At 66.9% G+C, this 22,608-nt stretch carries 19 protein-coding genes; 11 read left to right on the top strand and 8 right to left on the bottom strand.

Annotated elements, in window-relative coordinates:
* The first annotated feature begins 174 nt into the window (after positions 1-174).
* From AC1DKQ_RS07805 to AC1DKQ_RS07795, 3 genes are read left to right on the top strand one after another with little or no spacing between them, the layout of a single operon-like run.
* Positions 175-342, top strand: coding sequence for a hypothetical protein (locus AC1DKQ_RS07805; RefSeq protein ID WP_476918610.1), 168 nt, complete (start codon positions 175-177; stop codon positions 340-342).
* Positions 339-1,064, top strand: coding sequence for a cytochrome b N-terminal domain-containing protein (locus tag AC1DKQ_RS07800; RefSeq protein WP_476918609.1), 726 nt, complete (start codon positions 339-341; stop codon positions 1,062-1,064). Before AC1DKQ_RS07805 ends, AC1DKQ_RS07800 begins: the two co-directional genes overlap by 4 nt.
* Positions 1,061-2,014, top strand: coding sequence for a hypothetical protein (locus AC1DKQ_RS07795; protein ID WP_476918608.1), 954 nt, complete (start codon positions 1,061-1,063; stop codon positions 2,012-2,014). The genes AC1DKQ_RS07800 and AC1DKQ_RS07795 overlap by 4 nt, the downstream gene beginning before the upstream one ends.
* Positions 2,015-2,195: 181 nt before the next feature.
* Here AC1DKQ_RS07795 and AC1DKQ_RS07790 read toward each other — a convergent pair whose 3' ends face one another.
* From AC1DKQ_RS07790 to AC1DKQ_RS07780, 3 genes are all read right to left on the bottom strand, one after another.
* Positions 2,196-4,739: an MMPL family transporter gene (locus AC1DKQ_RS07790; RefSeq protein WP_476918607.1), complete on the bottom strand. Its 2,544-nt coding sequence runs from the start codon at positions 4,737-4,739 to the stop codon at positions 2,196-2,198.
* A 1-nt stretch (position 4,740) separates the two neighbouring features.
* On the bottom strand, positions 4,741-5,436 hold the full coding sequence (locus tag AC1DKQ_RS07785) for a TetR/AcrR family transcriptional regulator (protein WP_476918606.1): 696 nt from the start codon (positions 5,434-5,436) through the stop codon (positions 4,741-4,743).
* Between the two features lie 114 nt (positions 5,437-5,550).
* Positions 5,551-5,949 carry a YbjQ family protein gene (locus AC1DKQ_RS07780; protein WP_476886262.1) on the bottom strand — a complete coding sequence of 133 codons (399 nt, stop codon included), beginning with the start codon at positions 5,947-5,949 and terminating at the stop codon, positions 5,551-5,553.
* 203 nt (positions 5,950-6,152) lie between these two features.
* Between AC1DKQ_RS07780 and AC1DKQ_RS07775 the strand changes: the two genes are divergently transcribed.
* Complete coding sequence (locus AC1DKQ_RS07775; RefSeq protein WP_476918605.1) at positions 6,153-6,725, top strand: hypothetical protein; 573 nt, start codon at positions 6,153-6,155, stop codon at positions 6,723-6,725.
* A gap of 139 nt (positions 6,726-6,864) precedes the next feature.
* Here AC1DKQ_RS07775 and AC1DKQ_RS07770 read toward each other — a convergent pair whose 3' ends face one another.
* The 5 genes from AC1DKQ_RS07770 to AC1DKQ_RS07750 all read right to left on the bottom strand — a co-directional run bounded on the left by AC1DKQ_RS07770 (position 6,865) and on the right by AC1DKQ_RS07750 (position 14,249).
* Positions 6,865-8,307, bottom strand: a complete 1,443-nt coding sequence (locus tag AC1DKQ_RS07770; RefSeq protein WP_476918604.1) for a dicarboxylate/amino acid:cation symporter — start codon at positions 8,305-8,307, stop codon at positions 6,865-6,867.
* Between the two features lie 243 nt (positions 8,308-8,550).
* The gene (locus AC1DKQ_RS07765; protein ID WP_476918603.1) at positions 8,551-10,065 is read right to left on the bottom strand and encodes a glycoside hydrolase family 71 protein; all 1,515 of its coding nucleotides are present in this window, start codon (positions 10,063-10,065) and stop codon (positions 8,551-8,553) included.
* 565 nt (positions 10,066-10,630) lie between these two features.
* On the bottom strand, positions 10,631-12,337 hold the full coding sequence (locus AC1DKQ_RS07760) for a DUF885 domain-containing protein (RefSeq protein ID WP_476918602.1): 1,707 nt from the start codon (positions 12,335-12,337) through the stop codon (positions 10,631-10,633).
* A 95-nt stretch (positions 12,338-12,432) separates the two neighbouring features.
* Positions 12,433-12,669, bottom strand: a complete 237-nt coding sequence (locus AC1DKQ_RS07755; protein WP_476886257.1) for an acyl-CoA carboxylase subunit epsilon — start codon at positions 12,667-12,669, stop codon at positions 12,433-12,435.
* On the bottom strand, positions 12,666-14,249 hold the full coding sequence (locus AC1DKQ_RS07750; protein ID WP_476886256.1) for an acyl-CoA carboxylase subunit beta: 1,584 nt from the start codon (positions 14,247-14,249) through the stop codon (positions 12,666-12,668). The genes AC1DKQ_RS07755 and AC1DKQ_RS07750 overlap by 4 nt, the downstream gene beginning before the upstream one ends.
* Positions 14,250-14,453: 204 nt before the next feature.
* Here AC1DKQ_RS07750 and AC1DKQ_RS07745 point away from each other — a divergent pair, with 204 nt between their 5' ends.
* The 7 genes from AC1DKQ_RS07745 to AC1DKQ_RS07715 all read left to right on the top strand — a co-directional run bounded on the left by AC1DKQ_RS07745 (position 14,454) and on the right by AC1DKQ_RS07715 (position 22,563).
* Positions 14,454-15,344: an SDR family oxidoreductase gene (locus AC1DKQ_RS07745; protein WP_476918601.1), complete on the top strand. Its 891-nt coding sequence runs from the start codon at positions 14,454-14,456 to the stop codon at positions 15,342-15,344.
* A 184-nt stretch (positions 15,345-15,528) separates the two neighbouring features.
* Positions 15,529-16,467 (top strand): biotin--[acetyl-CoA-carboxylase] ligase, encoded by a 939-nt coding sequence (locus tag AC1DKQ_RS07740; RefSeq protein ID WP_476918600.1) that lies wholly within the window; start codon positions 15,529-15,531, stop codon positions 16,465-16,467.
* Entirely contained in the window at positions 16,460-17,059 is a 600-nt protein-coding gene (locus AC1DKQ_RS07735) for a PH domain-containing protein (protein ID WP_476918599.1), read from the top strand. The genes AC1DKQ_RS07740 and AC1DKQ_RS07735 overlap by 8 nt, the downstream gene beginning before the upstream one ends.
* On the top strand, positions 17,049-18,329 hold the full coding sequence (locus AC1DKQ_RS07730) for an adenylate/guanylate cyclase domain-containing protein (protein ID WP_476918598.1): 1,281 nt from the start codon (positions 17,049-17,051) through the stop codon (positions 18,327-18,329). Before AC1DKQ_RS07735 ends, AC1DKQ_RS07730 begins: the two co-directional genes overlap by 11 nt.
* Before the next feature lie 151 nt (positions 18,330-18,480).
* The gene (locus tag AC1DKQ_RS07725; protein WP_476918597.1) at positions 18,481-19,269 is read left to right on the top strand and encodes a PP2C family protein-serine/threonine phosphatase; all 789 of its coding nucleotides are present in this window, start codon (positions 18,481-18,483) and stop codon (positions 19,267-19,269) included.
* Between the two features lie 103 nt (positions 19,270-19,372).
* Complete coding sequence (gene ligA, locus AC1DKQ_RS07720) at positions 19,373-21,724, top strand: NAD-dependent DNA ligase LigA (protein WP_476918596.1); 2,352 nt, start codon at positions 19,373-19,375, stop codon at positions 21,722-21,724.
* Positions 21,721-22,563 (top strand): inositol monophosphatase family protein, encoded by an 843-nt coding sequence (locus AC1DKQ_RS07715; protein ID WP_476918595.1) that lies wholly within the window; start codon positions 21,721-21,723, stop codon positions 22,561-22,563. The genes ligA and AC1DKQ_RS07715 overlap by 4 nt, the downstream gene beginning before the upstream one ends.
* Positions 22,564-22,608 lie beyond the last annotated feature (45 nt).

Below are 22,608 nucleotides of genomic sequence, written 5' to 3'. Positions count from 1 at the left end.
GGTCACTTGGCGCCCATCCGGAGGGAAATATTGGGCGCTAAGTGACCCCGCGTTGGTTTGGTGGGCGGTGTGGAACGTGTGTGGGACGGGCGCCTGGCGGGGCGGAAGACTCTGTTTGCCGGCATGTGACCGTGGTTGAGTTGAACTGGCAGCGTGAAGAGAATCGAGTAGCCCATGTCCGGATGGCTGGTGGCAAGCGTTGGCCTGGTTGGTGACGGAACATATTTTGGCTGGGACGGCTTCACCATCCAGTCCGGAAATTTGATCGTGATCGTCATGATGATCATCCTGTTCGTACTGGCCCTGGTCCTTCCATTTCCGGGCGGGAAGCGGCGGAAATGACCGCCCGTGCCACACCGCGGCACGGTGGGCCGGTCGACGAGGCGGAAGCCCACACCTTAACCGGCAGGGTCCGCCGTTGGCTCCTGAGGAAGCTCCCGCCGGACAAGCTGTTGCCCGAGGACCAGCCGGTCTTTGTGGGATCCTGGGCCTACGTATTCGGCATGGGAGCCGTCGCGTCGCTGCTGTGGATCATCGTGTCCGGGATCGTGCTGGGACTGAACGGACCCCAGTGGTATCACCTATCTTCGCTGGGGAGCTTTGTCAACAGCACCCATTTGTGGAGCGTGGAGTTCTTCTTCATTTTCATGGTGGTGCACCTGTGGCTGAAATTCTGGATGGCGGCCTGGCGCGGGGGCAGGGTCCTGACCTGGATTACCGGCGTGATCTCGTTTGTCGTTTCCATCATGGCGGCCTTCACCGGGTATTTGCTTCAGACGAACTTCGATTCCCAGTGGATTGCCTTCGAAGCGAAGGACGCGCTGAACGCGGTGGGAGTAGGCGCCTGGTTCAATGTGGCCAACGTTGGTCAGCTCTTCACCTGGCACGTCACGCTGCTGCCGTTGGCCGTGGGCGCTGTGGTGGTCCTGCACGTCCTGCTGGTGCGGGTCCACGGCGTTGCACCTCCACTCGATGCCGCGGAGTCCGACGCTCAGTTGCTTCACAGTCGACCAGAAGCCACCGAACCACCGGAGGCCACTGAACCCAGGGGCGCAGTGCAATGACCCGGAAAGGCAGCAGCACATCTTGGCGGAAGACGGACGACGTTGCGGGCCGGCCTTGGACGGGCAGCGTCCGCGAATATGACCTCGTCAAGGAACTGCTCATCGGTTTTGTCGTTGTCGGCCTGCTCGTGCTCGGTGTGTCCGCCATCTTTGGGTCCCCGGATGAGGGCAGCGTCAGCCTCAAGGCGTGGGCCACGGCCGCCCCGGCGGATTTCGTTGCCACCGCTACAAAAGAACTGGCCGGCACCAGCGATACTGCCGGATACGGGCCGCCGTACAACTCGACCCCGGACGCGTCGCAGACGATTGGCCCCGTGGACCTTCAAAGTCTGTCCGGCGTCCGGCTTCCGGTTAATACCGCCAATGACTTCGTCATCACACCATTGGCGACGCTGCCGTCGCCGCCGGCAGATCTGGAACATTGGACGGCCGCCACGGATCAGCAGCGCACAGCCTGGGCATCCGCGTATTCCGATGCCCTCGCAGCTGCGCCCGATAACGACCCGGCCAAGGTAGCCCACGGTGACTATGGTCCGGTCCCGGCGCTGACCGGGGTACTGCTGGACATGGCGCGCCAGGGCAGCCTGGACGGGGTGCTGCAGAACGGCGGAAACTTCTACAACATGGACTACACGCGCAGTCTCCTGTTCTTGGGCGACGGCGGCTATTTCCCGGATCTCGCGGCCAGCCAGCACCTATCCGGAGATCAATGGGGCGTGATGAATGAAACCGGAGATACGCCCGGGCAGTCATGGTTGTGGCTCTTCTCGTTCCTCTACCAGATCGAGCCGTTCAAGTCCGCACCCAATGCCGACGCACTAGTCGTTGTGACGATGCTCGTGCTGACCGCGTTGCTGACGCTGCTGCCGTTCATCCCTGGTCTGAGGTCGCTGCCGCGGATGATCCCCCTTCATCGCCTGGTCTGGAAGGACTACTACCGCAACCGCTGAGGCCCACGGCAGGCGGTGACGCCCAGCATCCGAGAATGGATCCCGGGGTGGCGGCAGCATCGGCGTCGTTATCCAACGCGGGGTCACTTAGCGCCCATCCGGAGGGGATTAATGGGCGCTAAGTGACCCCGCGTTGGTTCAGCAGGGGGCTTTCGGGCGACTCACAGGCAGGCTGTGAGTGTCAGCGCGCGCCGACCCCCTCCGGCTCGGACTCGCTCTCGGCTGAGGTGGCCGATGCCGCGGGCCGGAGTTTGGCGCCCTCGACGTCGACGTCCGGCAGGATCCGGTCCAGCCAGCGGGGCAGCCACCACGCCTTGTCGCCGAGTAGGTACATCACGGCCGGGACGATCGTCATGCGGACCACAAGCGCGTCCACCAGGACACCGAAGGCCATCGCGAAGCCCAGCGGCCGGACCATGTTCAGGTGCGAGAAGATGAAGCCGGCAAAGACGCTGACCATGATGATTGCGGCGGCGGTGACCACGGACGCGGCGTGGCTGAAGCCGGTGCGGACCGCATGCTTGGCCGATTCCCCGTGCATGAATGACTCGCGCATGCCGGAGGTAATGAACACCTGATAGTCCATGGCCAAGCCGAACAGCACACCGATCAGGATGATCGGCAGGAAGCTCAGCACGGCGCCCGGATTTTCAACGCCGAACACGCTCCCGAGCCAGCCCCACTGGTAGACCGCCACGACGGCTCCGAAGGCGGCCGCCAGCGAGAGCAGGAATCCGCCCGTGGCCAGCAGCGGCACCACGATCGAGCGGAACACGAGCATCAGCAGGATCAGCGACAGCCCGACCACGATGCCCAGGTACGGGGGCAGCGCGTCGCCGAGCTTCGTGGAGACGTCGACGTTGCCGGCCGTCTGGCCCGTGAGGCCGATGCTGACACCGGTGGAGTCCTTGATGCGGTCCTTTTCGGCGCGCAGTTCGGAGACGACCTTGACCGTGCTGGCGCTGGCGGGGCCCTCCTTGGGAATGACCTGGAACACCGCGGTGCGGCGGTCCTCGCTCAAGGCCACCGGAACGGCGGCGGTGACGTTGGCCGTACCGCGGAGGATGTCGGCGACATCGAGCTGCTTAGCCGTGGCTTCCTCCGCGCTCAGGCCGGAGGGGAAGTCGCCCACCACCACGATCGGGCCAGTCATGCCTTCGCCAAAGCTTCGGCCGGTGACGTCGTAGGCCTTGAACGCCTGCGACTCGACGGGCTCGGACCCGCCGTCGGGCAGCGCGAGCCGCAACTGGCTGGCCGGCAGCGCCACAATCCCCAGCAGCAGGACACCGGCCAGCAGCGCCAGGATGGGGTGCCGGGTGACGAGGCCGCCCCAGCCGCGGGTGCTGCGGCGTTCGTCGCGGGCACGGTCCTCCCTCTCGTGGCCCGGGGCGGCGTTGTGCTTCTCCGCCTTGGCCCAGGCACGGCGGGAAATGAGCTTGGGACCGATCAGGGACAGCACGGCCGGTGTGAGGGTCAGGGCGACGACGACGGCGACTGCCACCGTTGCGGCGGCGGACAGGCCCATGACGGCCAGGAACGGGAGTCCCGGAATGACGAGGGCCGCGAGGGCGATGATGACCGTCAGGCCCGCGAACAGCACCGCGTTGCCGGACGTGCCGGTGGCGAGGGCCACGGATTCCTCCCCGTCCATGCCGGCCAGGAGTTGGCCGCGGTGACGGTTGACGATGAAGAGCGAGTAGTCGATGCCGACGGCGAGTCCCAGCATGAGGGCCAGCATCGGGGAGATGGAACTCATGTCGACGGCGCCGCTAAGGGCAAAGGTGCCGCCGACGCCCACTGCTACACCTATCAGGGCCATCAGCAGGGGGAGCCCGGCGGCGATGAGCGTTCCCAGCATGACGATGAGCACCAGGGCCGCGATGGCGATGCCGAGGATCTCGGAGATGCCGAACAGCTCCGAGACGTCCTCGGTGATTTCCTTGCTGGCCAGGGCGGTCACGCCGGCAGTAGAGACTTCGTGGGCGATGTCCTGGACCTGTTGGCGCACCGCGGGGGCCAGCCCGTTGATCGAGGTCTTGAACTGGACCTGTGCGATCGCTGCCGTGCCGTCCTCGGAAACGAATCGCATGCCCTGCGAGGCCTCAAGCTGGCGTTTGGCGAGGGCGAGCTTGGCCGCACCGGCGTCGAGTTCCTTGGTCCCGGCGTCGAACTTTTCCTGGCCGGCTGCGAGGGCCGCCTTCTGCTGGCTGAGCTGGGCGTCGATGGCCTCGGCGGACATGCCGGCCGCGGTCATCTGCTGCTCTGCCGCAGTCAGCTGGGACTTGCCCGCGGCCAGCTGGGTGGCCGACGCGTCCAGCCGCGCCTTGCCTGCCGACGCCTTCTGCTCGCCGGCGGCAAGGTCAGCGACGGCCTTGTCCAGCTGGGCCTGGGTGGCGAACGGGTCCACGGTGCCCTGAACCTCGGGAAGGGCTTTCAGCTTGGCCAGGGCAGCCGAGACCGCGTCCTTGCCGGCCTGGGTGAACTGGCCGTCCGTCGACTCGAACACGATGCCGGCCGAGCCGCCGGAGGACTTGGGCAGTTCCCGTTTCAGCTTGTCCGCCATCTGCTGGGTTTCAGTGCCGGGGATCTGGAAGTTGTTGGACATGGTGCCGTGGAAGGCCGCCGCTGCGCCGCCGACGGCCACCAGGACGGCGAGCCAAAGGGAAACGACGAGCCAGCGGTGGCGGTAGGAGAACTTGCCGAGACGGTAGAGCAATAGGGCCATGTCAGTGCCGATCTGGGGAAGGGGTGGCGGGGGAGTGGGAAGCGAAACCGGAGCCGAGGAGGCTCATGGAATCGATGAGGAGCTGGCGCAGGATGGACAGGGAGGCCGGACTGAGGTCGCCGCCGCACCGGGCGAACCAGACATCCATGGCGGCCTTACCGCAGGAGATGATGGAGCCCGCGAGGGCGCGGAGGTACAGTTCGTCGATCTCGACGCCGGAGACCCGGGCGAAGCGCTCACGGGCGGCGTCGATGATCTGGGCGGTGCAATGGTCCCAGGCTTCCAGTTCAGAACGGCTGAGCATGGGATTCGCCTGGCCCATGCTGTACAGCTCGGCCATGGGAGCCACTGTCATGGGATCGGCCAGTTCTACCAGGGCCGCCCGCGCGGATTCCAAGATGGGCTCGCCGGCCGGGCGGAGCCGGAACTGCTGGAGCGCCTTGTCCAGGAATCCGTGGGTGACCGAGGCAATGACCACCTCGGTGCTGGCGAAGTAGTTGAAAAACGTGCGGCGGGATATGCCGGCTGCCTCGGCGATGTCCTCCACCGTGAAGTTTCCGGGACCCCGCGCGCGGAGCAGGTCCATGGCGGCGTCCGTGATGGCCTGCCGGGTGGCCGCCTTGTTCAGTTCGCGACGGCTCAGTTCGCGGCGCGACGTCGGTGCGGCGCCTGGTGCGGCGGCGGATCCGCCGGGCATGCCAGAAGGGGCAGCTTGGGCGGCGGAAGGAGGTGGTGAGGAGGGCACGCGCTTACACTACGTGCATGTTTGCACTGTGCGCAAGTATTTCCAGGGAGTCCGGTCGGCCGGTAATCAGGGCTTGAGCTGGGACGCCGTGCCGCCGGAATTGGTCAGGTAGATCGATTGGCCGGTGGCTCCGGGCTCGTCTTTAGACAGGGGAATGGCAAAGACGGCCGTGCCGTAAGCGCAGATTTCCGTCCAATTCTGTCCGATCGCCGAAGTGTCGAAGCGCATGGCGATGATGGCGTTGGCGCCGCGCTGTTCGGCCTCGGCCACCATCCGGGCCATGACATCCTGCCGGCTGTCGTAGAGGGCCCGCGTCATTTCCAGCACTTCACCGCCGCCCAGGGAACGGAAGCCTGCCATGACCTGGGCGGTGATGTCCCGGGAGCGGACGGTCAGGCCCATGACCTCGCCAAAGACGGCGTCGATCCGGTGGCCCGGAATGTCGTTCGATGTCACGATCAGCATGCCCAGAGCCTATCCACTTTTGCCGCCCGCGCGGCGGGTGAGGCGGCACAGTAGTCCTGCCGGATTCACAGGAAAGCGAAAGCTGGGAAACAGCTATCTCTGCTGGGGCTGGTGCAGACTGGAGGTGCTCGAGGAGCAGACTTCCCCGGAAGCACGATCAGCTTCAAACGCCGTCACCATTCGGCAGATCCAGGAGACAGCAGATGTCACGCACAACCAAAATCGCGCTCGGCCTCGGGGCGGCGGCCGTGGCGCTGGGCGCCGGGCTCGGAGTCGCCGGGATGGCCTCCGCCACCACGACGCCGACTCCCACCCCGACCCCCAGCTCGAGCGCCCCCGGGAACAACCCCGCCGACGGCTACGGCATGCGCGGCGGACGCCACGGCCACGGCCACGGCGGTGCGGAGTTCGGCGCCCGCGCCAAGGAACTCGCGGCCAAGCTGGGCGTCGACGAGGCCAAGGTCACCGACGCCCTGAAGGCCTTCCGCGAAGCCAACAAGCCCGCCACCCCGCCGGCCACCCCACCTGGCGCAGGGCAGAAACCGGACCGTGCCGCGATGGAGAAGGCCCTGGCCGCCTCCCTGGCGAAATCGCTCGGCATCGATGAGGCCAAGGTGACCGCCGCCCTGGCGGATCTGCGCACCGCCGAGCAGGCCAAACACGCCGCAGCACTGAAGCCCCGGCTGGACCAGGCCGTCAAGGACGGCACCCTGACCCAGGCAGAAGCGGATGCCGTCACCAAAGCCGCCGAAAAGGGTGTGATCGGCGCCCGCTAGGCCCCCTGTGAATTTGTGCCGATGGATTCGGGCCGGCGGCTAGAGAAATCGGTTAAGCCAGAGAAGTCCCCGGGGGTTCCCGGGGACTTCTCCTGTAAACGCTGGTACCGAACGCCGGTACTAGACGCGGGTTCGGTACTTACGCCCTCGCGTCCACCAGTTCGCGCTTATCCCGTCCAGCCGCGGGAGCAGCGGCAGCGGACGGATCAACGGGCGTCGTGTCGACGTCGTCGCTGAACGGGTCCCCGTTCCGCGGCGCGTTGTACAGGGTTTCGTCCAGGATGCCCTGGCGCTTGGCCACGATCGCGGGGATCAGGGCCTGCCCGGCCACGTTGACGGCGGTGCGGCCCATGTCCAGGATCGGGTCGATGGCCAGCAGGAGGCCGACGCCGGCCAGCGGCAGTCCCAGCGTGGACAGCGTCAGCGTCAGCATGACAACGGCGCCTGTGGTGCCGGCGGTCGCGGCCGAGCCAAGGACGGACACCAGCGCGATCAGCAGGTACTGGGTGAAGTCCAGCTGGATGCCAAAGAACTGGGCCACAAAGATTGCCGCCACGGCCGGGTAGATCGCCGCGCAGCCGTCCATCTTGGTGGTCGCGCCGAGCGGCACCGCGAAGGAGGCGTAGGCGCGGGGGACGCCCAGGTTCCGCTCGGTGACGCGCTGGGTCAGCGGCAGCGTGCCGATCGAGGAGCGCGAGACGAAGGCGAGCTGCACGGCCGGCCACACGCCGGAGAAGTACTGCCTGACGGACAGCCCGTGGCTGCGGACCAGGACGGGGTAGACCACGAACAATACAAGCGCCAGGCCGATGTAGATCGCCACAGTGAACTTTCCGAGCGAGCCGATGGTGTCCCAGCCGTAGACGGCCACGGCGTTGCCGATCAGGCCCACAGTGCCCAGCGGCGCGATCCGGATGATCCACCAGAGCACCTTCTGGATGACGGCGAGGGCCGACGCGTTCAGGGCCAGGAACGGCTCGGCCGCCTTGCCCACCTTGAGCGCGGCGATGCCGACGGCGATCGCGATCACCAGGATCTGGAGGACGTTGAAGCTCACGGCGGTGGTGGCGACGCCGTCGGTGACGGTGGTGCTCGCGCCGAGGCCCAGGAAGTTCTTGGGGAACAGCCCGGTCAGGAAGGCCCACCAGTCACCGGACTTGCCGGCGTACTTGGCGTCCTGGCTGATGCCGGTGCCGGCGCCGGGCTGCAGCAGCACACCCAGGCCGATGCCGATCAGCACGGCAATCAGCGAGGTGATCGCGAACCAGAGCAACGTGTTCCACGCCAGCCGGGCGGCGTTGGAGACGGCGCGCAGGTTGGAGATGGAGCTGACGACGGCGGTAAAGATCAGGGGGACCACGGCGGTCTGCAGCAGTGAGACATAGCTCGAGCCAATGGTCTGCAGCGTAGTGCCGAGGGCGTTGGGGTTTGCCTTGGTGCTGCCGGTGTACTTGGCCAGCAGGCCAAGGCCCAGGCCGACGATCAGGGCGGCGATGATCTGGAAGCCGAACGAGCCGGCCCATTTGGGCAGCTGGAACCCGGTCTTTCCAGCGGGTGCGGGGGTGCTTGTCTGAGTGGTCACGGGAACACGCTAGGACCGCCACGAATAGCATGACCAACGGATGTTGAGAAATGTTACGCGTCAGTAGTTTTGCCGGGACGGCGAAATCCTTGGAATTCCGCCGGAAGACTGCCTGATTGTGAAGTTATTCCCCGGCAGAATGTGGCGATTGTCTCGCGGCCGCAGCCCCAGCCGCACGAGAGTGCAGTTCGCGGCAATGTCTTTGGGAAACACTGCCGCGAACTGCACCCTCGCGGGGACGGCCTAGCGGGCGCAGGTGGCCGCGACGCCGCCGCCTGCACGGTAGATCATGTCCTGGTACACCACAGAGGAGCGCACAGGGGTGTTGCTGGTGACGGTCTGGACCGTTGCGCCGCTGCGGGCGAGCTTGAAGGACGGGGTGGTGCCCGCCACTAGCGGAACCTTGAAGGACGTCAGCCCGGCCGGGGCGTCCATGGTCTTGATGTTGCTTCCCTGTGTGATGGTCAGGCGCCCCGGTGACTTCAGCACGGCCACGAGCTCCACCTCGTTCTTCGCAGCGTCACCGTTGGGGATGGACATGGGCGTGGGTTTGCCGTTGCGGCCGATCGGCGTCTTCGAATACGGAGCGTTCGTGGGGTGCGAGCGGTGGCTCCAGTACAGGGCGTCCTGCGTGATCGTGGGTTTTACTCCGCTCTTGAACCAGGAAACGTAGTAGGCGGCCATGTCCAGCACCGCATAGCCGCGTTGCTTCGAGGGCGCCACCCAGGACTCGGTGTAGTCGTTCCAGGTCATAAGCGCAATAGAATCGGCGTTGCTGCTGATCGCCGTTGCCAGCGAATCCCGCAGGGTGGAGCTGTTGGACGACTCCCAGTAGCGCCCGTCGTAGGACCGCGTATCCTCGAATGCCACCGGCTGCATATAGGTCTTGCCGCGGCGGTGGGCCTCGGCGCTTTCCTTGGCCAAAGTCGGAACGCCGCTGGCGATCCGCGTGCCCCATTGCGAATACCCGGAAACCGAGTTGTTCCAGTCTGCCTTTTGGGTTCCTCCGCCCCAGGAAATGAAGATCGGGACGAGGGTGGACTTGACGCCCGAGGAGGCGAGGCGGTTCCGGAGCCCGTCCCACCATGCAGGTGTCTTGCGCTCCGGGAAGAACGGGGCCAGCACAATGCCAGCACTGTTCCTGTAGATCGAAGCGTCGTTCTTCACTTTCATGACGTTGTTGTAGACACTGTCAGAAGTGGAGCCTGACGCCGTGTTGAAGTCCGGGCTGAGCATGATCTTGAAGCCCGGGTCAACGGCCTTGGCGGCAGCGAGCATGGCGGGCAGTTGCTGCCAGCGGATGTCGGTGGTGCTGTTGTACTCCCAGATGAACCCGTCCAGGCCCGCCCCGACTGCCTGTCGGATCTCTTTCTCGAAATCTGCCTGTCGCCACAACGTCTGGCTCACACGCTGAGGAGCCGCCGGACGATCCCGCAAGTCATAGGCGCCGTTGGCGGAGTTGTGGGTATCCATCCAGCGCGGGTAGACGTCGCGGGTCGTGTCGGCACTGTCCACTGCGAGCGGGAACGGCGGGAAGTAGTAGGCCCATGCCTTCTTCGCCGACGTGTGCCGGTTTGCGGGCGCCGGGAGGCTGAAGGGCAACGGATTGCAGGCCGCCGTCGTGGCCATTGGCGTGGCGGACGGCGTCGCAGCGTTTAAAGGTGCCGAAGTGCCAATCGCGGCGACGGCAGCGAAGACTGCCGTCGCAACCACGGACACGGCCGCCCGCTTCCGGGTCCGCATCCGCGCTTTCGTCACGTCGCTGGCCGTTGGTCTTAGGGGTGAGGCAAAATTCCTCATAGAGTGCTCCAATATGGGGTTTTGGTGTCTGCCCGGCAACCATCAGCCGCTACGGAAACCTCAGCGAGGTTCCGGCCGGCCCAGCACCCAACATTTCCACCGCGCTCCTTCGCGGAGCCGTGAAATGCTACGGCTGTAGGTTCGCGCGGGTTTCAATTTTCCAACTGCGCGCACCCGAGACCGAGATGCTGGATAGCTCTATCATGCGCTGATTCATAGGCGCCGTCCCGCGTAAGTGCCGCGACGGCGAAGCGCGCATAATGACAGACAGCAAGACCGCACCGCCGTTGCGGCGGTTCTTGCCAGAGCCGGGGCCCGCCGACGAGCACGGGCACACCGGACATTTGCGGCGCAGCCCCCAGCCGCCGACCCCGGGCTTCCAAAAGCCCTGCAAATGTGTTCCCCAGAGACTAGTCGACAATTCGGCCAAGGTCCATTTGACCTTGGCGTGCGAGCGGCCAGTTGCGGTGGCTTCGCTGTGCGGAAGCCACCGCAACTGGCCGTATGGCGCTGAAAGCGCAGGTTAGACCGTGCCCAGCAGCGCGCGTTTGAGGGTGTCGAGACCCACCGAGCCGATGTTCAGGGCCTTCGTGTGGAACGCCTTGAGGTCGAAGTCCGGCCGGGACTCCAGCTCGGCCCGGATCTGCTCCCAGAGCCGCTGGCCCACCTTGTAGGACGGTGCCTGACCCGGCCAGCCCAGATAGCGGGTGAACTCGAACTTCAGCTGTCCCTCGCTGATCGCGAGGTTCTGCTTCAGGAACTCGTAGCCCTTGTCAGGGGTCCACGTCCCGGAGCCCCAGCGCTCGGGGACCTCAAGTTCAAGGTGCACGCCGATGTCGAACACCACGCGGGCCGCACGCATGCGCTGCGCGTCCAGCATGCCCATGTGGTCGCCCGGATCGCTGAGGTAGCCCAGTTCCTGCATGAGCTTCTCGGCGTACAGCGCCCAGCCTTCACCGTGCCCGGACGTCCAGCAGACGTTCCGGCGCCACTTGTTCAGCAGCTCGCGGCGGTACGTCGCTGTCGCTACCTGAAGGTGATGGCCCGGGACCCCCTCGTGGTAGACCGTGGTGGTTTCGGCCCAGGTGGTGAAGGTGTCCTCGCCGGCCGGCACGGACCACCACATCCGGCCCGGACGGCTGAAGTCGTCCGATGGCCCCGTGTAGTAGATGCCGCCTTCATCCGTGGGCGCGATCCGGCACTCCAGCGTTTTCATGACGTCGGGGATCTCGAAGTGGACGCCGGCAAGCTCCGCGACGGCTTTGTCGGAGAGTTCCTGCATCCAGGCCTGGAGGGCGTCGGTGCCTCTGAGCTGGCGGGCGGGATCGTTGTCCAGGATCTCCTTGGCTTCCTCCACGGTGGCGCCGGGCCGGATTTCCCCGGCCACGCGCTCCTGTTCAGCGATGAGACGGTCCAGCTCCTGTACGCCCCACGCGTAGGTCTCCTCCAAGTCCACGGTGGCGCCGAGGAAGTCCCGGGAAGCCAGGGCGTAGCGGCGGCGGCCCACGGCGTCCTTGGCCGGGGCGACGGGGAGGAGCTCGGCCTCGAGGAAACCCGCCAGCCGCGAGTACGCCACCCGGGCAGCCGCCGCGCCGGCGTCGAGCTCTGACTGCAGTTCCGCCGGAAGCTGGCCCTCGGCGGTCTTGGCGCCGGCGGCGAGCTTCGCAAAGAAGCCGTCGTCCGCGGCGTGCTTGGTGGCCTGCTCGATCACGATCGACACCTGGCGGGCCGCAGCCACCTTGCCGTCCTGCATCGCCGACCGCAGCGACTCGATGTAGCCGTCGATCGCGGCAGGGACATTGTGGGCCCGGCCCGCAATGTGCTTCCACTGCCCGGCGGTGTCCGTCGGCATGAGGTCAAAGATCGCGCGGATGTCTTGGGACGGGGACGCAATGTTGTTCAGATCGGCCGTGTGCCAGCCCGATTCGTGGATTTCCAGCTGCAGGCCCAGCCGCTCATGCATGGCGTCGAGCGTGACGGCGTCGACGTCGTCAACCGGTTCCAGCCCGTCCAGCGCGGCGAGTGCCTCGCGCGCGGCGGCCGCGAATTCCTCGAGGCCGGAGGGGGAATAGTCCTGGTACTCGGTCTCGTGCCCGGGCAGGCCGAGCTCGGTGGCGAAGCTCGGGTTCAACCGGATCAGGGTGTCCGTGTAGGCGTCGGCGACGGCGTCAATAGCCGTCTGCTGGCGCGCGGGGGCAGTGTTGTCTGAGGCAATCGTTTCGGTAGTCACCCGACGAGACTAGCCCGGGAGCGGTAGTTATGAAAGAGTCACTGAACTTTTTCCGGGGCCGGTTCAGAGACGGGCCGCCGCCCCGCCGAGGGCTATCAGCTGAGGCTGCGGCGCCAGGCTTCCGGCCCGGGCCTGGGGGCCAGCCGGAGCTGCTGCCGGCGGACCCAGTGCCGGACGCCGGGGCTTTCCGGCGCGGCCTGCTGGGACTGCCCCAGGGACAGCACGACGGCGGCCAGCGCCGCCAGCTCTTCCGGCGTCGGCTCGCCCTTGGCGACCGAGAACAGGACCTCGGGCGTGGTCTCCGGCCCGGTGGCTGGCTCGAGCGCGATCACAGCGGGATGTTCCCGTGCTTCTTGGCGGGCAGGGCGGCCCGCTTGTCCCGGAGGGCGCGCAGGCCCTTGATGATCTGCACCCGGGTCTCGGACGGTGCGATGACGGCGTCCACGTAGCCGAGCTGGGCTGCCTGGTACGGGTTGAGTAGCTCTTCCTCGTACTGGCGGATCACCTCGGCGCGCTTGGCCTCGACGTCGCCGCCGTTCTCAGCCACCGCCGCGAGTTCGCGGCGGTACAGGATGTTCACGGCGCCCTGGGCGCCCATGACGCCGATCTGGGCGGTGGGCCAGGCGACGTTGAGGTCCGCGCCAAGCTTCTTGGAGCCCATCACGATGTATGCCCCGCCGTAGGCCTTGCGGGTGATCACGGTCAGCTTGGGCACAGTGGCCTCGGCGTAGGCGTAGAGCAGTTTCGCGCCGCGGCGGATGATGCCCTGGAACTCCTGGTCCTTGCCCGGCAGGAAGCCCGGGACATCCACCAGCGTGATGATGGGGATGTTGAAGGCGTCGCAGTGCCGGACGAAGCGGGCGGCCTTCTCCGATGCCGCAATGTCCAAGGTGCCGGCGAATTGCATGGGCTGGTTGGCCACGATGCCCACCGTGTGGCCCTCCACCCGGCCGTAGCCGATGATCACGTTCGGGGCGTAGAGGGACTGCATCTCCAGGAAGTGCGCGTCGTCGACGATCTGCTCGATGACCTTGCGCATGTCGTACGGCTGGTTGGCCGAGTCCGGGATCAGCGCATCCAGGGCGAGGTCGTCGTCGTCGACCTCCAGCTCCTGGGAGTGCTCCAGCACCGGGGCCTCGGCGAGGTTGTTGGAGGGCAGGAAGTCCAGCAGCTCCCGGACGAACTCGACAGCGTCGGCCTCGTCGGAGGCCAGGTACGTCGAGGTGCCGGTGTTGGCGTTGTGCTGGCGGGCGCCGCCCAGGGTCTCCATGTCCACGTCTTCGCCGGTGACGGTCTTGATGACATCCGGGCCGGTGATGAACATGTGGGAGGTCTTGTCCACCATGACCACGTAGTCCGTCAGGGCGGGGGAGTAGGCCGCGCCGCCGGCGGAGGGGCCCATGATGAGGGAGATCTGCGGGACGACGCCGGAGGCGTGGACGTTGTTGCGGAAGATGTCCGCGAACATGGCCAGGGAAGCGACGCCCTCCTGGATGCGGGCACCGCCGCCGTCGAGGATGCCGACCACGGGGCAGCCGTTGCGCAGCGCGAATTCCTGGACCTTGACGATCTTCTCGCCGTTGACCTGGCTGAGTGATCCGCCGTAGACGGAGAAGTCCTGGCTGTAGACGGCCACCGGGCGTCCGTCCACCGTGCCGTAGCCGGAGACGAGCCCGTCGCCCAGCGGCTTCTTCTTCTCCATGCCGAACGCGGTGGAGCGGTGCACGGCCAGCGCGTCGAATTCGACGAAGGAGCCGGCGTCCAGCAACAGGTCGATGCGCTCGCGGGCAGTGTTCTTCCCGCGCGCATGCTGCTTGGCAATCGCTTCCGGACCGGAGGGCTGCTCGGCACGCGCCTGGCGGTCGCGGAAATCTGCAATCTTTCCCGCAGTCGTGGTCAGATCGTGGCTCATCAAGTGTCTCCGGCTCTGTCGCTATGTTGTACGGCGCCCGTCGCGTGGGTCCTTTGGCTGGAATCCACAAAAGCAGGGCTCTGCTGGCAAGTCTAGTGACGGTATTGGCCGGTGCCGCTGTAGGGAACCTACAATTTTCCCGGCGCGAAGCTCCCGCACCGCCTTGTTACCCGCCGGTAACATCGGTCGGCTAGAGTGTGGGGCATGACTTCTAGCAATGATGCTTTGGGCCCCGCCGCAGGGCCGTACCAGGCCACCGGTTCCCTCCAGGGCCGCACTGTCCTCATCTCCGGGGGCAGCCGCGGTATCGGCCTGGCCATCGCGCTCCGCGCAGCCCGGGACGGAGCCAACATCGTCTTGATGGCCAAGACCGGCCAGCCGCACGCCAGGCTGGAGGGCACCGTCTACAGCGCCGCCGAACAGATCGAGGCCGCCGGTGGCCACGCATTCCCGTTGGTCGGCGACGTGCGCAACGAAGCCGACGTCGCCGGCGCTGTCGGCGCCGCCGTGGACCGCTTTGGCGGGATCGACGTCGTCATTAACAACGCTTCCGCGATCGACCTCTCCTCGACCGATCACGTGGACATGAAGCGCTATGACCTCATGCAGGACATCAACGTCCGCGGCACCTTCCTGTTCTCGAAGCTGGCGCTGCCGGCCCTGCGGGCATCAAAGGCCGGACACATCCTCACGCTCTCCCCGCCCTTGAACCTGGACCCCAAATGGGCCGGGATGCACCTGGCCTACACCATGGCCAAATACGGCATGAGCCTGACCACGCTGGGACTTGCCGAGGAGCTCAAGGCCGACGGCGTCAGTGTGAACTCGCTCTGGCCATGCACCTTGATCGACACCGCGGCCATCCGCAACATGCCCGGCGGCGACATGATCGTCAAAGGCGCCCGCAGCCCCGAAATCATGGCCGACGCCGCGCATGCCGTGCTGACCGGCAGCAATACCGTCCCGGCGCACGGCAACCGGAGCGGAAACTTCTACACCGATGAAGAGGTTCTCGCCGCGGCAGGGGTGACGGACTTCAGCCCGTACAGCCTCGGCGCGCCGGAGGACCAGCTGGTGCCGGACATCTTCCTCTGAACTTGCTGAGTGTTTCCCGGCCGCCCGCCCTGCGGAATTCCCCTCGTTTGCGGATCCGACGCCGAAAATTCCCGGCAAGTCCGGCCGATCCGCCGGACTTGCCGGCCAAAGGTGGGGAGTTTCGGCGGAGTCTGCGTCAACAGGCGCGGGAGCCTCGGTGCGCTTTCCTCGGTAGGATTCAAGCATGGAAGCCGTGCAGGAAACCCCGGACCGTCCGCCTCTGGACCTGAGTGTCCTCAGCGATGAGGCGTTTCTGTCCGCCAACGGAATCCCGCGCCTGACAGTGGTCGAATCCACCGGATCCACCAATGCCGATCTCCTCCGGGGTGTAACCGAGGATCCCGGCGCCTGGCCGGATCTGTCGGTACTGACCGCCGAATACCAAAGCGCCGCGCGAGGCCGGCTCGACCGCCGCTGGGAGGCGCCGGCCCGCAGCTCCGTCTCCGTCTCGCTCGTGCTCCGACCGGTCAACGCGGCAGGCCGCCCGCTGCCGACCCACAGCTTCTCCTGGCTTTCCCTCCTTGCCGCACTCGCCCTGCGGGAGGCCCTGGTGGAAACGGCTGGCCTTCCGGCGGAACTCAAATGGCCAAACGATGTCCTGGTGCGGGGCAGGAAGATCGCAGGCATTCTGGCTCAGCTCGGCCCGCTCGGCGGCGCCGGCACGCCCCCGGTCGTTCTCGGCACCGGCCTGAACGTCACCCTGACCGAGCCCGAACTTCCAGTCCCCACCGCCACGTCCGTCTTGCTGGAGAACGCCGACACCCTGGACCGGACGGAGCTCCTGAAGAGCTATCTGTCCCGCTTCGCCACCCTCTACCGGAGTTTCTGCAACGCCGACGGCGATCCCGCCGCCGGCATGGCAGGCGGCCCGTCGCTGCACAAGAGGGTGGAACACCTGCTAACGACCCTCGGTAAGCAGGTCCGTGCCCAGCTCCCCGGCGACCACGAGATTATTGGCCACGCCACGCGGCTGGACGAATACGGTTCGCTCCTGGTGGTCGACGCCGCAGGTCATGAACACGTGGTGACCGCCGGCGACGTCGTGCACCTGAGGCCTTGGAACCCGGCAGGAACCGGCGGGCAGGGCGACGGCCGCGGCGGGGCAGAAAGCGGTTATGCGTAGAGTGCTCCTGCCGGGAGAGCAAGTGATTGTGGTGACCCGGCCCCAGCCCAGGATGCTCATTGTCCCGGCGCTGACGTTCATCGTGGTTCCGGCGTTGGCCGCCTACGCGTGCGCCTGGGTTCTCAAGGGCGGCCCGGCGCGGCTCATCCCCCTCATCCCCAGGGAATGGACGCCCTGGCTGGTCGCCGTGGCCCTGGGGCTGGCGGCGTGGGTGCTGATGGGTTACTGCCTTCCGCGGGTCATTGCCTGGCACGCCACCCGCTATATCCTGACCAGCCAGCGCTTAGTTACGCGCTACGGCATGTTAAGGCGGCGGGATGAACAGGTTGCGCTCGCTGCCGTCCGTCATGTGGCCATTGAGCAATCGTTGTTGCAGCGGCTATTGCGCTCCGGGAATATATCCTTGGAGACCGGGTACCCCGTTGGAATGGTGGTCCCCGATGTCCCGGAGGTCGCGACATTCCGAAACTTCATTCTGGACGCCATCGGCGATCTCCCCCAGGGCGAGGTGTTCGGGGCCGATGACATGACCTACAACACGGGCGAAGCCGGGCCGTGGGAGACGAGAGAAGGTGGAAGAGATGAACGCTGAGAACGTCCACCAGGACATCGACCTCGCTGCCCCGGATTTGCCCCGGGAACCCGAGGACGTCGCCGGCCCGGCTGTGCCCGGCAGCGACGCCGGAACGGACTTCGACACCGAAACCGGCGCGCTCGCCGAACCCGCCGAATCCGAACTCGGAGTCGACCCCGCACCCGGATTCGATCCCGATCCCGAACCTGCGGCCCCGGAACCTGCAACCCCGGCAACGGGAACTGTGTCCGCCGAACGGCTCGCGGCCAAAGCCCTGGAAGCCCGGTTGCTGGGCGGTGAACGCAAGCTCAGGCGCCGTGAGGTTGCCGCAGGCGCCGGACTCTCACTGCTCTCTGCCCGGAAACTTTGGCGCGCCCTCGGCTTTCCCAACCTCGGGGATGAGGATGTGGCCTTCACCGAGCGCGACCAGTCCGCCCTGTCCACCATCGTGGACCTCGTCCGCGACGGCAAGCTCACCGAGGAAGCCGCCATCTCCGTCACGCGGGCCATCGGCCAGATGACCGACCGGATGGTCGTGTGGCAGATCGAGGCCCTGGTGGAGGACATGGTCCAGGAACAGGGCGTGCCGGACGCCGTCGCGCGCAAGCGGCTTGTCAAGGAACTGCCGAACCTCATTGACGCCCTCGAGGAAATGCTCGTCTATTCCTGGCGCCGGCAGCTCAATGCCGCGGTCCAGCGCCTGGCCGTCCGGGCCGAGGCCGGACTGCAGTCCAGCGAAGAGGGCCGCGAAGGCGACGAGGACGATTCGCCGCTGCCGTTGGCCCGGGCCGTTGGCTTCGCCGACCTCGTGTCCTACACCAGCCTGTCCCGCCGGATGAACGAGAAAACCCTCGCCCAGCTGGTGCAGCGCTTCGAGAACAAATGCGCTGAAATCATCTCCGTCGGCGGCGGCCGGCTGGTCAAGACCGTTGGCGACGAAGTCCTCTACATTGCCGAGACTCCGGCCGCCGGCGCCGAGATTTCCCTGGCCCTGTGCCGTGCCTTCACCGAGGACGAGATCCTGCCGCAGGCCCGGGTGGCCATGGTGTGGGGCCGTATCCTCTCCCGCCTCGGCGACATCTACGGACCCACCGTCAATCTCGCCGCCCGTCTGACGGCCCTCGCGGACCCCGGAACCGTGCTGGTGGATTCGATGACCGCGGCCGCGCTGGAACAGGATGAACGCTTTGTCCTGGTGCCCCGCCCGGCCGAAGACGTCCGCGGGTTCGGTGAAATCCACCCGGTGCAGTTGCAGCCCGGCAGCGGCCGGGGCCTGATCCTGGACTAGGCGGCAGATCAGGATAAGCCCGGCGGGAGCCCGTGGCGGGCTTCTCACTCTGCGGCGCATATGCAATAGTCGGACCGGCAGTTGCGATCCGGCTGGGTTTGTGACCGCCATGAACCCTCGCGCGCCGCGCACCACTTTATTGAGGACCGCCATGAACCCAACGCCAGACGCCCCCCTCCCGCCGTCGGACGGGGAACGGGGACCGCGCCTGCGCTGCGGGTACGGCACGGACCGGGGGCTGCGCCGCGAGGCGAACGAGGACTCCTTCATTGCCGCCGACCCCGTCTTCGCCGTGGCGGACGGCATGGGCGGCCATGAGGCGGGCGAAGTTGCCAGCGGTATCTGCGTGCGCACCCTGGCCGAGCTGCCCCAGTTCAAGACCGGCAGCCGGGACGCGACGGCGGACATCCTCCAGGAGTACCTGCTGATGGCCGACGCCGGCATCCGTCACGCCACCGGATCCCGCGCCGGGACCACCCTGTCCGGCGTCGTGGTGGTGGAACAGCTGGACGTTCCCTACTGGCTTGTGCTCAACATCGGTGATTCACGCACCTACCGGTACAGCCACGGCCAGCTCGCGCAGATCAGCGTGGACCATTCCGAGGTGCAGGAACTCCTGGACACCGGCCAGATCAGCGAGGCCGAGGCTGCTGTGTATCCGCGCAGGCACGTTGTGACGCGAGCGTTGGGCACCGGAGACGACTCCGAGGCCGACTACTGGCTGCTTCCCCTGGAGAACGGCGACAGGATCCTGGTCTGCTCCGACGGCCTCAACGGAGAACTGAGCGATGAGCAGATTGCCGGCATCCTTGCGGCCGAGGCGGATCCCCAGACGGCCGTGGACGAACTGATCCAGGCGGCGTTGCGCAGTGGCGGCCGGGACAACATCACTGCGATCGTGATCGACGCCCGGACGGCAAACGAGAATACGCTCGCCTGACCGGCCCGCGACTGGACGCTGGCCGGACGCTGGTCCCGCACTCGCCGGCCCGCGCCCCGACCTTGGACCGGACAATGTCGGTGATCTAGGGCAGGATAGGTCTGTGAGCACAGGGAACACCGCAGCAGAGACTGACAAAGCAGCCGAAGAAGCCCCCGGGCACGCCACGGATCCTCAACCTCCCGAGGGGGAGCCGGTCCCGTCCGGGGACATCCGCGAGGAGTATGAGGACCTCGTGGAACAGGTCCGCAAACACCGCTTTGCGTACTACCAGGAGGATGCCCCGACCATCTCCGACGCCGAGTTCGACGAGCTCTACCGGCGGCTGGAAACGATCGAAGCCATGCATCCGGAACTGGTGGCCAACGATTCGCCCACGCAGGAAGTCGGCGGCGAGGTCTCGGCGGCGTTTACCGCCGTCCAGCACCTGCAGCGCATGTACAGCCTGGAAGATGTCTTCTCGCTCGAGGAGCTTGAGGCCTGGATGGTGAAGGCCGAGGCAGGCGTTGCCAAGATCGGCAATGGCGGCAACCCGCCGTCGTGGCTCACCGAACTGAAGATCGACGGACTGGCCGTCAACCTGCTCTACCGCGACGGTGTGCTGGTCCGGGCCGCCACCCGCGGCGACGGCACCACCGGCGAGGACATCACGCACAACGTCCTGACCATCAAGGAAATCCCGCAGCAGCTCAGCGGCTCCGGCTTCCCGGCGGAGATGGAAGTCCGCGGCGAGGTCTTCATCCCGTCCCAGGCCTTTGCCGAATTCAACGAAGCCCTGATCGAGGCCGGCAAAGCGCCGCTGGCCAACCCGCGCAACGCCGCTGCAGGCTCGCTGCGGCAGAAGGACCCGGCCGAAACCGCCAAGCGACCCTTGCGGATGTACGTCCACGGCATTGGCGCCCGCAAGGGACTCGACATTGCCAGCCAGTCGGAGACCTACCGCAAGCTCGCCGAGTGGGGCCTGCCCACGAGCCCCTACTTCGAGGTCCTCGCCGGGCTGGCCGACGTGCTGGACTTCATCAAGCGCTACGGCGACAAGCGGCACAGCCTCACCCACGAGATCGACGGCATTGTCATCAAGGTGGACGACTTCGCCACACAGCGGGCCCTGGGCTACACCACCCGGGTGCCGCGCTGGGCCGTGGCCTACAAATACCCGCCGGAAGAGGTCCACACCAAGCTGCTCGACATCGCCGTCAATGTCGGACGCACCGGCCGGGTCACCCCGTACGGCGTGATGGAACCGGTCAAGGTTTCCGGTTCCACCGTGGAAATGGCCACCCTGCACAACCAGGAAGTGGTCATTGCCAAGGGCGTGAAGATCGGCGACATCGTGGTGTTGCGGAAGGCCGGAGACGTCATTCCGGAAATTGTGGGCCCGGTCCTGGCGCTCCGGGACGCCCAGGACCCGCCCGTCCGCGACTTCATCATGCCCACCGAATGCCCCGCCTGTGGCACGCCACTGGCACCCGGGAAGGAAGGGGACGTGGACATCCGCTGCCCCAACTCCCGGTCTTGCCCGGCGCAGCTGCGCGAACGCGTCTTCCACCTCGCCGGTCGCGGGGCCTTCGACATCGAGGCCCTCGGCTGGGAAGCCGCCATCGCACTGACCCAGCCCGCAGAGCCCACCACGCCGCCGCTGACCACGGAGGCGACACTGTTCGACCTGACTCCGGAGCAGCTCGCGGACGTCCGCGTCCGCCGCGAGAAGCGCTCCAAGGGCGTGGGCACGGGGGAATTCGAGCTGGTGCCCTACTTCTACACCAAGGCCACCACCAAGACCCCGTCCAAGCCCACGGCCACCACGGACAAGCTCTTCCGGGAACTTCAGAAGGCGAAGTCCCAGCCGCTGTGGCGGGTCCTGGTGGCCTTGTCCATCCGGCACGTCGGCCCGCGGGCCTCGCGCGCCCTCGCCACCGCGTTCGGCAGCATGGCGGGCATCCGTGGGGCCTCCGAGGAGGAGCTCGCCCACGTCGACGGCGTGGGTCCGGTGATCGCCCAGGCGCTGACGGAATGGTTTGCGGAGGACTGGCACCGCGACATCGTGGACCGCTGGGCGGACGCAGGCGTCCGGATGGCGGACGAACGCGACGAGTCCATGCCCAGGACCCTGGAAGGGCTGACCATCGTGGTGACCGGAAGCCTCGACGGCTTCAGTCGCGATGAGGCCAAGGAAGCCATCCTGATCCGCGGCGGTAAGGCGGCCGGTTCGGTCTCGAAGAACACCAGCTACGTGGTGGCAGGCGAGAACGCCGGCACCAAACTGGACAAGGCCGAACAGCTTGGCGTTCCCGTCCTGGATGAGGACGGCTTCCGGGCGCTGCTGGCGGACGGGCCGGCCGACGCCGGTGCGGAGGGCCCCGAGGACAGCGTCGCCGACGGCGTCCAGGACAGCGTCCCGGACTCTGACGACGACGGCGGGTCCCACGACGTCGCCGCTGCGGCGGCCGAATGAGCGCCCGTCCCGGCGTCCCTCCCGAGTCCGCACCAGGCATCCCGGCGTTGCTGGAACTGGCCAAGTCGGCCGCGGCGGCGGGGGCCGCCGTCCTGGCCACCCGCAGAACCGCAGCCTTGGACGTCAGCAACAAGGGCGACTCAGGAGACTGGGTGACGGCTTTTGACCTCGCCGCCGAAGCCGCCGTCCGGGACGTCATCACCGCCGCCCGGCCGTGGGACATCATCACGGGGGAGGAGGGCGGCACCGTCCTGCCGGCGCAGCCCAGCGGCTACCGCTGGTCCGTCGATCCGCTCGATGGCACCACCAATTTCATCCGCAACATTGTTTACTACGCCACCTCCGTGGCGGTGGCGGATGCCGACGGCGTCTGGCTGGCCGGCGTCGTCAACGCACCGGCGCTGGGGCGCACCTACTACGCGTCCCGCGGCGAGGGGGCCTGGCTCCAGGAGCAGGGCACACTGACCTCGCTGTTCGGACCCGTCCCGGGGCGGGCCGGGCAGATCCTGGCCACAGGCTTCAGCTACGATCCCGACGTCCGGGCGGAACAGGCCGCCGGCCTTGGCTCCCTGTTGGACGGCTTCGCCGACATGCGCCGGCTGGGCTCGGCGGCGCTGGACCTCTGCCTGGTGGCGGACGGCACGCTCGATGCCTTCGGTGAGCGCGGGCTCAACGAACACGACTTCGCCGCCGGGGCCCTGATCGCCGAGGAAGCAGGCTGCTGGGTGCGCCGGCCGCGGCTCACCAGCCCCCTGGCCGGCGGCCCCTCCGACGACGAGCGCCTTGCGGCATGGACGTGCGCCGGACCGCTGGAACTCTCCGGCAAGTTCCCCCTCTAGGTCGTTTGTGCCGGTCGGCTCCTAATCTGAGCGCCTGACTTAATT

This window comes from Arthrobacter sp. 05L421 (genome assembly GCF_056397785.1).
Note: the sequence above shows the minus strand (reverse complement) of the source record. Positions and strands in the feature narration are given on the sequence as shown.